At 63.1% G+C, this 12,295-nt stretch carries 10 protein-coding genes and 1 pseudogene; 6 read left to right on the forward strand and 5 right to left on the reverse strand.

The features are described from left to right. The 3 genes and pseudogenes from ACIQ17_RS23880 to ACIQ17_RS23890 all read left to right on the forward strand — a co-directional run. Positions 1 to 421: pseudogene (locus ACIQ17_RS23880) on the forward strand (urocanate hydratase); the annotation flags it as partial. Between the two features lie 57 nt (positions 422 to 478). Next, the gene (locus ACIQ17_RS23885) at positions 479 to 994 is read left to right on the forward strand and encodes a HutD family protein (RefSeq protein ID WP_398471706.1); all 516 of its coding nucleotides are present in this window, start codon (positions 479 to 481) and stop codon (positions 992 to 994) included. Positions 995 to 1,151: 157 nt separating this feature from the next. Continuing rightward, positions 1,152 to 2,042 carry a LysR family transcriptional regulator gene (locus ACIQ17_RS23890; RefSeq protein WP_398471695.1) on the forward strand — a complete coding sequence of 297 codons (891 nt, stop codon included), beginning with the start codon at positions 1,152 to 1,154 and terminating at the stop codon, positions 2,040 to 2,042. Positions 2,043 to 2,233: 191 nt separating this feature from the next. On the opposite strand, the gene ACIQ17_RS23895 is transcribed toward ACIQ17_RS23890, so the two are convergent. Beyond that, positions 2,234 to 3,193, reverse strand: a complete 960-nt coding sequence (locus ACIQ17_RS23895) for a phospholipase D-like domain-containing protein (RefSeq protein WP_398471696.1) — start codon at positions 3,191 to 3,193, stop codon at positions 2,234 to 2,236. 70 nt (positions 3,194 to 3,263) lie between these two features. Beyond that, positions 3,264 to 4,589, reverse strand: a complete 1,326-nt coding sequence (locus ACIQ17_RS23900; RefSeq protein ID WP_398471697.1) for a TAXI family TRAP transporter solute-binding subunit — start codon at positions 4,587 to 4,589, stop codon at positions 3,264 to 3,266. Positions 4,590 to 4,743: 154 nt separating this feature from the next. Between ACIQ17_RS23900 and ACIQ17_RS23905 the strand changes: the two genes are divergently transcribed. The 3 genes from ACIQ17_RS23905 to ACIQ17_RS23915 all read left to right on the forward strand — a co-directional run bounded on the left by ACIQ17_RS23905 (position 4,744) and on the right by ACIQ17_RS23915 (position 8,815). Then, a complete protein-coding gene (locus tag ACIQ17_RS23905) occupies positions 4,744 to 6,537 on the forward strand; it encodes an ABC transporter ATP-binding protein (protein WP_398471698.1) in 1,794 nt (597 codons plus the stop codon). Between the two features lie 107 nt (positions 6,538 to 6,644). Next, positions 6,645 to 6,932 (forward strand): ferrous iron transport protein A, encoded by a 288-nt coding sequence (locus ACIQ17_RS23910; protein WP_398471700.1) that lies wholly within the window; start codon positions 6,645 to 6,647, stop codon positions 6,930 to 6,932. Further along, complete coding sequence (locus ACIQ17_RS23915) at positions 6,929 to 8,815, forward strand: ferrous iron transporter B (RefSeq protein ID WP_398471701.1); 1,887 nt, start codon at positions 6,929 to 6,931, stop codon at positions 8,813 to 8,815. Before ACIQ17_RS23910 ends, ACIQ17_RS23915 begins: the two co-directional genes overlap by 4 nt. Before the next feature lie 104 nt (positions 8,816 to 8,919). Here ACIQ17_RS23915 and ACIQ17_RS23920 read toward each other — a convergent pair whose 3' ends face one another. The 3 genes from ACIQ17_RS23920 to ACIQ17_RS23930 form a co-directional block, all read right to left on the reverse strand. Next, positions 8,920 to 10,512: a gamma-glutamyltransferase family protein gene (locus tag ACIQ17_RS23920; protein WP_398471702.1), complete on the reverse strand. Its 1,593-nt coding sequence runs from the start codon at positions 10,510 to 10,512 to the stop codon at positions 8,920 to 8,922. A 132-nt stretch (positions 10,513 to 10,644) separates the two neighbouring features. Further along, positions 10,645 to 11,898 (reverse strand): acetyl-CoA C-acetyltransferase, encoded by a 1,254-nt coding sequence (locus ACIQ17_RS23925; protein ID WP_398471703.1) that lies wholly within the window; start codon positions 11,896 to 11,898, stop codon positions 10,645 to 10,647. Positions 11,899 to 12,015: 117 nt separating this feature from the next. After that, positions 12,016 to 12,295 (reverse strand): Sir2 family NAD-dependent protein deacetylase (locus ACIQ17_RS23930; RefSeq protein ID WP_398471704.1); only part of this gene is annotated, 280 nt, incomplete at its 5' end.

Consider the following 12,295-nt stretch of genomic DNA (forward strand, 5'->3'; position numbering starts at 1 on the left):
CCTCGGCCTCGCTTTCAACGAGATGGTGGCGTCTGGCGAGTTGAAGGCACCGATCGTGATCGGTCGCGATCATCTCGATTCCGGCTCGGTGGCAAGCCCGAACCGCGAAACCGAAGCCATGAAGGACGGCTCTGACGCCGTCTCCGACTGGCCACTGCTCAACGCGCTGCTCAACTGCGCCTCCGGCGCGACCTGGGTGTCGCTGCACCATGGCGGCGGCGTCGGCATGGGCTTCTCGCAGCATTCCGGCATGGTCATCGTCTGCGATGGCACGCAGGAAGCGGCCAGGCGCCTCGAGCGCGTGTTGTGGAATGACCCCGCCACCGGCGTAATGCGGCATGCCGATGCCGGCTACGACATCGCCATCGATTGCGCTCAGGAGCACGGCCTCAATTTGCCGTCGCTGCCATTGAAGGTCTGACCGCGCGTGAAGATTCTCCGCGCCGCGGACTACAGGACCATGCCGTGGAAGAACGGCATGGGCTCCACCACGGAAATCGCGATCTCGCCGACGGATGCGAGTCTCGACGACTTCGACTGGCGTGTCAGCATGGCCCAGGTGGCGAGCGACGGACCGTTCTCGTCCTTTGCGGCAATTGATCGCACGCTGCTGGTGCTCGAAGGCAACGGTCTCGATCTTTCCGTCGCGGACCAGCCGATCACGCGCATTGATCGCGACACGATCCACTCCTTCCCCGGCGACCAGCCGACATCCGCCACACTGGTTGACGGGCCCATCCTCGATCTCAATGTCATGAGCCGTCGCGGAACGATCACGCAGGATGTGCAGCGCATCAAGCTTACCGGGCGTCAGGATTTTATGATTTCTGCGCAAACGATTTTGGTGGTCGAACAAGGCGCGCTTGAAGTCGTTGCTCCGACGCCGTCGATGGTTCTGGGCGAGCGTGATGCGATCATTGTTGACCCATCAACGCCATCGCTGACACTGATCGCGGGCGAGAAAACGCAGTTGATCGTGATTCAGTTCCGCTAGCTATCTACGAATTTCGAGGTCGTTTCTGATGACCTCATAAATCCGAGAAATGCCATAAAGATCAAATATATAACATATACTAATTACGGATATTTGATTAGGCGGGAATCACTGCAACACTCAGTCTGAGCTGAAACAACGATGAGGCGAGGATTCGATGCAGCGCAGACATCACAACATTCCCATCGAAATCGTACGTACGGTTGTTGCGATCTCTGAGGCAGGCAGTCTCACCAAGGCGGCTGATCAGTTGGGCTTGAGTCAGCCTGCGGTGAGTTCACAGATCAAACGCCTTGAACAAATCGTCGGAGGCTCGCTGTTCAGCAAGACGCCGAATGGCAGTTGCGCCACCGATCTCGGCAAGCTCGTGCTGGCACAGGCACGCAAGATCATCGAAGCCAATGACCAGGTGCTCGCGCTCGGCGGCGCCGACGCCACGGCAGGCCGGCTGCGGCTTGGACTGAGTTCACTGCTCAGCCGCCAGTTCGTTCAGGAACAAGCAAGCCGCCTCGGCGATGTGCACATCCAGGCTGGCACCTCGAGCGATATCTCTGCGGCACTCGTCGAAGGCCATATCGACATCGGTTGCTTCTATCAGCGCGGCGACGTCGATGCCGATCTCGCGACGCTGATCGTCGACGAATACGAAGACCGGCTCGTCTGGGTGCGTTCAAAGAATTTCGTGCTCAGCCCCGGTGCACCGATCCCGATCGTCACCTGGACCAATGACGACTGGATGATCAACACGCTGACCCGGCATGGCTTGTCCTATCGCATCGCCTTCAGCAGCCAGGACTATGATGCCAAGAAATCGGCCGTCGAAGCTGGCATCGGTCTCACTGCGATGCCGAGCCGGATGATCCCGACCGGACTGGTCTGGGCCAAGGAATATTATTTGCCGGAGCTGCCCACCATCAAAAACCTGCTCTGCATCCGGCATGGCCTGAGCTCAAATCGCGTATTGGAGCTGAAGAACCAGCTGTCCGAGCTGTTCATGTATCACTCGGCGGCCAAGGACCCACATAAGGAAAATCACAAAGTTGCCTGACGAGGCCGCCTATTTCCGCGAACAGGCCGAGCGCTGCGAGAAACTCGCGCGCGAGGTCGATGACCCCGCCGTAAAGGAGCGGCTCCTGAATCTCGCGACCGAATATGCCCGTCGCGCGCAAGTACGGCCGCCCCCACCGCCCCGGCGGCGCAGGCCGCCTAACTATCCAAATCGCGGCTGAATCGATCCGGCTACTGCCGGATACCGTGTTTCTCCAGATCGGCTTTGACAGCTTCGTCGGACAGGTCGAGCTTGCGGGAATTCTTCCAGTCATGCTGCGCGGTGTGAACCAGCCGCTTCACCACATGATGTGAATCGGTCTCGATCGCCAGTTCGCGGCGATCGTCGAAGCTGCCCGGGGTCAGATTGATCGAGCCGACGATGGCCCGCTCCTCATCCGCCAGCAGCATCTTGCCATGCAGCTTCATGTCGTTGAGCCGGTGCACCTTGGCGCCGACATCATGCATGATGCGCAAGCCGCCGATCCCCTCGATCAGCTTGTTCTTCTTCAGCTTGTGCGGCTGCCGGGCCATGATGTGGACGCTGACGCCGCGCGTGACGGCACGCACCAGCCGCTCGATGATATCCGTGTCCTGATAGCGTTCGTTCTGGATGAACAGCGAGTCCCGGGCCGCGTCGATGAAGGCGCCGATCCGCTCGCGGCCGTTGTTCGGGCACCAGATGAGTTGAGAATCCGGATGGGGCTCGAAATTCTGCTTGGCCCAGTCGGCATCGAAGCAATCCACCATCTCGGAGATTTCGAGTTTGTTGGAGGTGGTGACAGCATAGTCGCGCGTTTCGGTGAGATCGCGCGTTTCCCAGTTAAGCGATTCCACGAAGCCAAGTTCGTCGTCGATCACCATCGACTTCTGATGGGTCAACGCAAAGGCCGGATTGCTGTCGCGCACCTCGACCCCCGCCGCGGCCAATGCCGCCGCCGTCTCGTCATTCTCGCTTTCGCCACTGCGCCGCGCCGGATTGAGCATCACCCGCACATACACGCCGCGCTTCCTCGCCGCGATCACCTCATCGAGCAGCGTCGGATCGGTGAACAGGAACATGCGGATATTGATGCTGCGTTTGGCTGCCCGCAGCGGCTCGACAATCGCCTGGGCGGTGTCATCCGGAAATACGATCAGCGTATGCGACATGGACAAGCTCTCGCGAGAAGGAGGAACCGGGCGCAGACGGATAGCGATGGGACGATGCCGTGCTGCATTTCTAACCTTGAACCGGGTTCGGCGTGAAGGGGTGGCTCGCCAGCGTCATCCGCCGGTGATGGATGAGATTGTCGAGGCGCTGCGCTGCCGAAAGCAGGGTCGGCGCATCCAGCGCATTGTCGTCACCGCCAATCGCGGCGGCGAGATGGGCATTAAGCAGTTCGTCGATCTCGCTTTCGATCGCGGCGAGTTCGGCCTCGCTGGTCGCTTCCCTGATCCTGCGCCGGATCGCATCCACCGACATCAGCGCGGCGCTGCGACGATCGGCCGGGTGAATGCCAAGAAGGCGCCACGCCGCCGCAGCAACCGAGGCCAGGGCACCCAGGATCATCGGCGCGAGATAGATATCGTCGCCATACTTGTCCATGAAGCTTTGCTCGGTGCCGTTGTAGTAAGCGGCAGCGCCGGGATGCACGGGAATGAAGGCATCAGGATCCGTATTGGCGGCAGCAATGCCAGATAGTTGCGGCTGCGAGGCCACGAGATCACGGCGCGCGGATATCAGCATGGCCGTGAGATTGGCCACCATGCTGGAATGCAGCTTCTTGTTGGCGACAAGATAGTAGCCCACGCGCAACGTTGTCACGTCGTCGTCGGGCACCGGCGGCGCGCCGCGCAGCGTGCCCTTGGGGATGTCGAAACTCTCATACGCGCCATCTGCATCGGCGATGGCGCCGGCGGCATCGATCGGAATCAGCACCGGCGCGCCCTTGAACAGGCCGCGTATGTAAGTGAGATATTTCTCGGTCAGCGGAATGACGACCAGCAGCGCGCCGACCTCCCTGGTCTCGACGGCCCGACGCACATCACCGATGGCGACATCCTTGAAGCTGACCTGTGCGCGGCCGAGATCATATTGCTTGGTCAGCGCCTGAACGAGCCGGCGATTGACCTCCCCGCCCACCACACCGATGGTTCGCCCATGCAGCCCCTCGACCGAGGTGATCCGCGATCCCGGCGGCGCCAGCAGCATGACGACGCCCTTGGTGAGCACGGCCACGCTCCGCGCAGCCGAGAGATCGCCGACATCGGCGCGGATCACCGCGAGGTCGGCCTTGCCCTCGGCAAAAGCCTTGCCGGACCCGACCACATCGTCGAAGCGCTGGATGTTCAGGCGGATCGAGGATTTCTTGTCGGCGAAATGACTGGCGATGATCGAGGCCGTACGCCCGGCCTCGCCATCAAGCGAGCCCACCGCGAGGGTCAACACCGTGGTCCGGTCGACATAGCGCCAGGTCAGCAGGCCCGCGCCAAGCACGAGCCCGCTCAGGCCGGCAAGCAGCAGCACCCGGCCCCAGAACGGGAATGCAATGGTCATGCTCTTCATGTTCGGCCCGTATGGCGGCAGGATATCCGGATAATGACGTCAAAATCGAGCTGTATCCGACTACAGTTAAGGTCCGCTAACTAGAGGCAGCTATGGTGGCTTGATCTCGGGCAATCAGTGGTCCCGGGATATCGGCTTTGGAGGCACATTTCCCATGACCCGCCTGGTGTTCGAGATGCTGCGGCCCTATCGCGGCTGGCTGGCCATCGTCTTCCTCGCCATGCTGGTTGAAATCGGCGCCAGCCTCGCGGCCCCGTGGCCGCTCAAGCTGGTGCTGGATGACGCGCTGGGTACCCACCATCTGCCTGACTGGCTCGCCTGGGCGCATGACTATGGCATCGGCCGCCACACCGTCGGCGTCGCGCTGTTTGCCGGCATCGCCACCCTGCTGATTGCCGTAGTCGGCGCCGCCGCGACCTATATCGACAACTATTATTCGACTTCGGTCGGCCAGTGGGTCGCCAATGATCTGCGCATCCGCATCTATGCCCATCTGCACCGGCTGTCGTTGCGCTATTACGACCACGCCAAGAGCGGTGCGCTGATCTCCACCATCACCACCGACGTTTCGACACTGCAGAGCTTCGCCTCGTCGTCCACGCTCGATATCCTGGTCGATATCATCACCATCTTCTTCATGATCGGGCTGATGTTCTGGCTCGACTGGGACTTCACGTTGATCGCGCTGGCCATCACGCCGTTCCTGCTGGTGTTCGTGATGCATCTGAAGAAGGCCGTGAAGGAAGTCACCCGCACGGTGCGGCAGCGACAGAGCGAGATCGTCGCCGTGGTCCAGCAGGGCCTCGGCTCGGTGCGGTCGGTCACCGCCTTCGGCCGGCAGGATCTCGAACTGGCACGGCTGGAAGCCGCCAGCCACGCCACGGTCGATGCGGCCATGCAGGCGCGGCGCGTAAAGTCGCTGCTGTCGCCGGTGGTGGGAATCGTGGTGGCGTTCTGCACCGCCATCGTGCTGTGGAAGGGCACCTCGCTGATCACAGCCGGCACCATGACCGCAGGCGCGCTCACCGTGTATCTCGCCTATCTCGCGCAGTTCTTCAAACCGGTGAAGGACCTCGCCGCGATGACGAGCTCCATCGCCCAGACCACCGTGGCGCTTGAGCGCATCCAGAAGATCCTGTCGGCCGACGACATCATCGTCGAGAAGCCTGGCGCCATCGATCCCGGCCGCGCCAAGGGGCAGATCAGTTTCGAGAATGTCCACTTCGCCTATGAGGAAGAAGCGCCGATCCTGAACGGCGTCTCGTTCCGGATCGAGCCCGGCCAGATCGTCGGCATCGTCGGCCCCACCGGCTCCGGCAAGTCCACGGTGCTCAGCCTCGTCCCGCGCTTCTATGACGCGAGCTCCGGCCGGGTTTCAATCGATGGCATCGATGTCACCGACTACAAGCTCTCCGCATTGCGTTCACAGATCGGCTATGTGCTGCAGGAGACCGTGCTGTTCCGCGGCACCATTCGCGAGAACATTGCCTATGGCCGGCCGGGCGCGACCGAAGACGAGATCGTCGAGGCTGCGAAGATCGCCAACGCGCATGAATTCATCATCCGCATGCCGCATGGCTATGACTCCATGGTCGGCGAACGCGGCGACACGCTGTCCGGCGGCCAGCGCCAGCGCATCGGCATTGCCCGGGCCGTGGTGCGCAACAGCCCGATCATGATTTTGGACGAGCCGACCGCCGCGCTCGATACCGAATCCGAAGTGCTGGTGATGGAAGCCCTAAAGCGGCTGATGCAGGGACGCACCGTGATCATGATCGCACATCGCCTCTCGACCATTCGCGACGCCGATACCATTGTCGTACTGAAAGAAGGTGTGGTTGCGGAGCAAGGTTCCAACGACGAGCTGATCGCGCGAGGCGGCCTCTATGCGGAGCTGGTTCATCGGCAACAGCAGGCGCCGAGCGAGCAGCACGCCAGCGTTTCATGACGCCATTGTGAGCCGGCGGATTGTCGCAGAGCCCTGTTTATAACGGTTCTAATCGCAAACTTCGGTATGTCTTGACCTGACTTGATAGCTGCTCGACAAGGTCCGGCATGACGACGACCCCCATGACATCTTCACCCGCAGCAGCGGATCACCATATGCGCCTTGGCGAAGCTCCGCGCGGCTTTGTCGGCACCATCGTTGCGCTGAACCCAAAAGCCGCGGGACCGACCTCGCACGAGCTCGAGCAGTATCTGCTGGAAATGGGGTTCACCGAGGGGGCAAGGGTCGAGATCCTGCATCAGGGCGCGATCAAGCAGGACCCGATCGCTGTGCGTGTCGACAACATCACCATCGCCGTGCGCCGGCGCGAAGCAATGGCAGTTCTCGTAAAATGACGATCTCAGACGTGACCAGCGAACGTTTCAATCTCGCGCTGGTCGGTGTTCCCAACAGCGGCAAGACGTCGCTGTTCAACGCCCTCACCGGCAGCCGCCAGAAGGTTGCGAACTACGCCGGCGTCACCGTCGAGCGCAAATCGGGGGCCTTTGTCACGCCTGCCGGGCGCCAGGTCACCCTGCTCGATCTGCCCGGCACCTATTCGCTGCGCGGCCGCAGCCCTGATGAGATCATCACCCGCGATGTCGTGCTCGGCAAACGTGCCGGCGAGGCGCCGCCGGATCTGGTGCTGTGCATCGCCGACGCCACCAATCTGCGGCTGACGCTGCGGCTGATCCTCGAATTGAAGCGCACCGGCCGTCCGTTGCTGGTGGTGCTCAACATGTTCGATATCGCCACGCGCCGCGGCATCACGATCGATGTCGATGCTATGTCGGCCGCGCTCGGCGTTCCCGTCATCACCTCGATCGCGGTGAAGAAGGGTGGCGCCGATGCGCTGCGCGCCCGTACCGACGAATTCGCCACCACGATGCCGGCGCCGGTTGCGCCCGCGGAGTGGACCCAGACCAGCATCGCAGACATGAAGGCCTATCAGCGCGAGGCTGACCGCATCATCCGCGAAACCGTGACGATGCCGAGCAAGCCCGACACGCTGACCGCGCGCGTCGATGCCGTGGTGCTGCATCCGGTCTGGGGCCTCGCGATCCTGGCCGCCATCCTGTTCGTCATGTTCCAGGCGGTGTTCAGCTGGGCAACTCCGCTGATGGAGTTGCTCTCGGATGGCGCCGGCGCGCTCGGCAATCTGGTGGCACAGGTGGTGCCCGAAGGGCTGCTGCAAAGTTTCCTGCAGAACGGCCTGATTGCCGGCGTGGGCAGCGTGCTGGTGTTCCTGCCGCAGATCATCATCATCTTCCTGTTCATCCTGCTGCTGGAAGACTTTGGCTATATGGCGCGCGCTGCGTTCCTGATGGACCGCATCATGGGAGGTGCCGGCCTGCACGGCCGCGCCTTCATCCCGCTGCTGTCGAGTTTTGCCTGCGCCATTCCCGGCATCATGGCAACGCGCGTGATCGACAATCGCCGCGACCGCCTCACCACCATCCTGATCGCGCCGCTGATGACCTGCTCCGCGCGCATCCCGGTCTATACGCTGATCATCGCCGCCTTCATCCCGGCGACCGATGTCGGGGGCTGGATCAATCTGCAGGGGCTGGTGATGTTCGGCCTCTACGTGATCGGCATCGCCAGCGCGCTGGCAGTGTCCTTCGTGATCAAGTTCTTCATGCTCAGCGACTACCAGCCCGCCCCGTTCATGCTCGAACTGCCGGACTACAAGATGCCGCGCCTGAAGAGCATCGGCATCGGCGTCTATACCCGCGCAAAAATGTTCCTGCAGCGCGCGGGCACGACCATTCTCGCGATGATGATCCTGATCTGGTTCCTGGCCACATTCCCGCAGGCCCCTGCGGGCGCGACAGAACCGGCGATCGATTACAGTCTGGCTGCGATGATCGGCAAGACGCTGGAGCCGCTGTTCTCCGCGATCGGCTTCAACTGGCAGATCGTGGTGGCGCTGATCCCCGGCATGGCGGCGCGCGAAGTCGCGGTCGGTGCACTCGGCACCGTCTATGCGATCGAAGGCGGCAAGGAAGCGGCGGAGGCCATCGGCCAGGCGCTGTCGAGCAAATGGAGCCTCGCCACTGCGCTGTCGTTCCTGGCGTGGTTCGTGTTCGCCCCGCAATGCGCATCGACGCTGGCGGTGATCCGCCGCGAGACCGGCGGCACCAAGTGGATGCTGATCACCTTCTTCTACATGTTCGCGCTGGCCTATCTGGCGAGCCTGATCACGTACAAGATCGCGGTGGCTGCGGGATTGGGCTGAGCTGCAGCTGCGTAGCCCGGATGGAGCGAAGCGCAATCCGGGGACCGGCGTTTCAACTCCCTCTGCGGTCCCCGGGTTACGCTTCGCTTCACCCGGGCTACAGATCAAAACCCTGCCGCTTGCCCGTCCTTGCGCGGATCGGAGCCGGCGACATAGCCGCCCTCAATCCACCGCACGAGCTGTGCGCCGCCGAAGCCGAAGGCTGAATCCGGCGGCTCGCGGACGATCACATGGCCGCGGGCCTTGAGATCCGCCGCCACCTCGTCCGAAATGCCGTTCTCGATGGCGACCTTGAGTCCGTCCACATAGCGCCAACGCGGTGCATCGGCGGCGGTCTGCGGATCCTGCCCCCACAGCTGCATGCGCAGCATCATCTGCAGATGGCCCTGGGCCTGCATCGGCCCACCCATCAGGCCGAACGCCATCAGCGGCGCATCGCCCTGCATGACGAAACCGGGAATGATGGTCTGGAACGGCCGCTTGCGCGGCCCGACCTGGTTGGGATGCCCTTCGTCCAGCACGAAACCGAAGCCGCGATTCTGCAGGCTGATGCCGGTGCCCGGCACCACCACGCCGGAGCCGAAGCCGGAATAGTTCGACTGGATATAGGACACCATCATGCCCGCGGCGTCGCCGGTCGACAGACACACCGTGCCGCCGGTCTTCGGCGCACCGGCGCCAAAGTCCTGCGCGCGGCTGCGGTCGATCAGCTTTGCGCGCGCGGCAAGATAGGACGGGTTCTGCAGATGCGCGACGGTGACGTCGCGCATGTAATCGAGATCGGCCGCATAGGCATAGACATCGGCGAAAGCGAGCTTGCAGGCCTCGATCTGCAGATGCAGCGCGTCGGCACTATCGACCGTCAGCCCGTCCAGCCCCGCCGCCTGGATGATGCCCAGCGCCATCAGCGCCACGATGCCCTGCCCGTTCGGGGGGATCTCGTGCAATGCCGTGTCGCCAAATGCCTGGCTGATGGTGCCGCACCAGTCGTTGCGATGCGCGGCAAGATCGGCCTCGTCGAGCGCGGCAGCGTGCGCGCGCCCAAAATCGGCGATGCGCCTGGCAAGCTCGCCGCGATAGAACGCCTCGCCCTTGGTCGCCGCGATCAGCTTCAGCGAATGCGCATGGCCCGGCATGCGAAACAATTCGCCCGCCACCGGCGCGCGGCCGTTCGGCATGAAGCACTCGGCGAAGCCCGGCTGGTTCTTCAATTCCTCGGCGCCGCGACGCCAGAGTTCGGCGATGACCGGCGAAACTTGAAAGCCACTCTCCGCATAGGAGATCGCCGGCTCGAACAGGTCAGCGAAAGGCAGCTTGCCGAACCGCTCCGACAGATCGACCCAGGCCGACACGGCGCCCGGCACCGTAACGCTCTCCCAGCCGCGATGCGGAAACGTCTTGCGGCCGGCAAAGCGCTCCGGCGTCCACGCTGCCGGCGAGCGACCGGAGGCATTGAGCCCGTGCAGTTCCTTGCCGTCCCACAGGATGCAATAGGCGTCGGAGCCGATGCCGTTGCCGGTCGGCTCCACCACGGTCAGCACGATGGCCGCCGCCAGCGCCGCATCCAGCGCATTGCCGCCGCGCTCCAGCATACGCAAGCCCGCCTGGGTCGCCAAAGGCTGCGAGGCTGCCACCACATTGCGCGCCATCACCGGCGAGCGGCGGGAGGCATAGAGGCCATCATGTCGGAATTGCATGGTCGCGGTATCCACTTCAGGTCATGTGCGGCGGGACGATACGACCGCGCTGCCCATGCCGCCAGACGCAAAAAGAGCATGGATGCGGGGCACCCATGCTCTTGAACAGGATCGGGAATGGTCGCGGCGCGCTTACACGCGTTCGATAATGATCGCCGGCGCCATGCCGCCGGCGGCGCACATGGTGACGAGGCCGCGCTTCAGGTTGCGACGCTCCAGTTCATCAAGAATGGTGCCGACCAGGATCGCGCCGGTGGCGCCGATCGGATGGCCGAGGGCAATCGAGCCGCCATTGACGTTGACCTTGCTGGTGTCGAGCTCGAGGTCACGGATGAACTTGGCCGCCACGACGGCGAAAGCCTCGTTGATCTCCCAGAGGTCGATGTCGTCCTTGGTGAGACCGGCCTTTTCCAGCACCTTCTTCGCCGCCGGCACCGGTGCATTCAGCATCAGCGTCGGATCGTCGCCGATATTGGCCATGGCCACGATTTTCGCACGCGGCTTCAGGCCGTGCTTGTCGGCATAGGCCTTCGAGGTCAGCAGCAGCGCCGCGGCGCCGTCGACCACGCCCGAGGAATTGCCGGCGTGATGGAAATGCTTGATCTCCAGATCCGGATATTTCTGGTTGATCTGCTTGCGATAGGTGTTGCCCTTGTCGTCCAGCGGATAGTCGGCCATCGCGGTGAAGGCCGGCTTCAGGCCGGCAAGACCTTCCGCCGTGGTTTCCGGGCGCGGATATTCGTCCCTGGCGAGCACGACATTGCCCTGCTCGTCCTTCACCGGCACCAGGCTCTTGTCGAACCGGCCTTCCTTGATGGCGATGGCCGCGCGGCGCTGGCTTTCAAGGCCGAGCGCATCGAGTTCCTCGCGGGTAAAGCCTTCCATGGAGGCGATGGCGTCGCCGCAGATGCCCTGATGCGACTGCGGATGCACCTTTGCGAGGCGTTCATTGCCCGAGCCCATGCCGAGCGGGCGCTTGCCGGCCGCCATGTCCTCGGCGGCCATCGCGCCGGTGAGCGACATCATCTCGGTGCCGCCGGCGATGACCACATCTTCCATCCCCGACATGATCTGCGCTGCCGCAAAATTCACCGCAGTGATGCCGCCGCCGCAGAAGCGGTCGAGCGTGGTGCCCGAGGCCTTGATGTCGTAGCCCGCATCGAGTGCCGCCATGCGGCCGAGATCGCCGCCCTGCTTGCCGCGCTGGGTCGAGGTCGACCAGATGATGTCATCGACTTCGGCGGTATTGAGCTTGTTGCGCTCGGCAATGGCCTTGAGCACGGTGGCGGCGAGATGCTGCGGATGATGTTCGGCGAGCGCGCCCTTGCCGACCTTGCCGATCCCGCGCGGGGTGCGGACTGCGTCGATGATATAAGCGTCGGCCATAAGTCTTCCTCCAGATTTTACAGTGTTTTTCTGGAGCCGAGATTGGCCAAGCGGGGGGCGAAGTCAAGGCGCAGCGATGGCATGCGTGCCCGCCAGATTTGGCGGGCTTCGCCTCATTCAGAGCAGAAACGCCAGCGCCGCCTCGCAGCGGTCCTCGACCTTGAGGGTGAGCAGATCGTCGGCACGGGTGCGGCCGAGATTCACGGCGGCGATGGGGATGCCCTTCTTCGCCGCCATCTGCACGAAGCGAAAGCCGGAATAGACCATCAGCGACGAACCGACCACCAGCATCGCATCCGAGCTCTCCAGTCGGTCGCGCGCCTCATCCACCACGTCGCGCGGCACCGTCTCGCCGAAGAACACCACGTCGGGCTTCAACACACCGCCGCAAGCGATG

The organism is Tardiphaga sp. (genome assembly GCF_044340795.1).
Taxonomy (GTDB): Bacteria; Pseudomonadota; Alphaproteobacteria; order Rhizobiales; family Xanthobacteraceae; genus Tardiphaga.

Bases quoted from the DNA above. Each gene is read 5' to 3' on its own strand.
- ACIQ17_RS23885 (WP_398471706.1), top strand. From the start codon at position 479: ATGGGCTCCACCACGGAAATCGCGATCTCGCCGACGGATGCGAGTCTC.
- ACIQ17_RS23890 (WP_398471695.1), top strand. From the start codon at position 1,152: ATGCAGCGCAGACATCACAACATTCCCATCGAAATCGTACGTACGGTT.
- ACIQ17_RS23895 (WP_398471696.1), bottom strand. From the start codon at position 3,193: ATGTCGCATACGCTGATCGTATTTCCGGATGACACCGCCCAGGCGATT.
- ACIQ17_RS23900 (WP_398471697.1), bottom strand. From the start codon at position 4,589: ATGAAGAGCATGACCATTGCATTCCCGTTCTGGGGCCGGGTGCTGCTG.
- ACIQ17_RS23905 (WP_398471698.1), top strand. From the start codon at position 4,744: ATGACCCGCCTGGTGTTCGAGATGCTGCGGCCCTATCGCGGCTGGCTG.
- ACIQ17_RS23910 (WP_398471700.1), top strand. From the start codon at position 6,645: ATGACGACGACCCCCATGACATCTTCACCCGCAGCAGCGGATCACCAT.
- ACIQ17_RS23915 (WP_398471701.1), top strand. From the start codon at position 6,929: ATGACGATCTCAGACGTGACCAGCGAACGTTTCAATCTCGCGCTGGTC.
- ACIQ17_RS23920 (WP_398471702.1), bottom strand. From the start codon at position 10,512: ATGCAATTCCGACATGATGGCCTCTATGCCTCCCGCCGCTCGCCGGTG.
- ACIQ17_RS23925 (WP_398471703.1), bottom strand. From the start codon at position 11,898: ATGGCCGACGCTTATATCATCGACGCAGTCCGCACCCCGCGCGGGATC.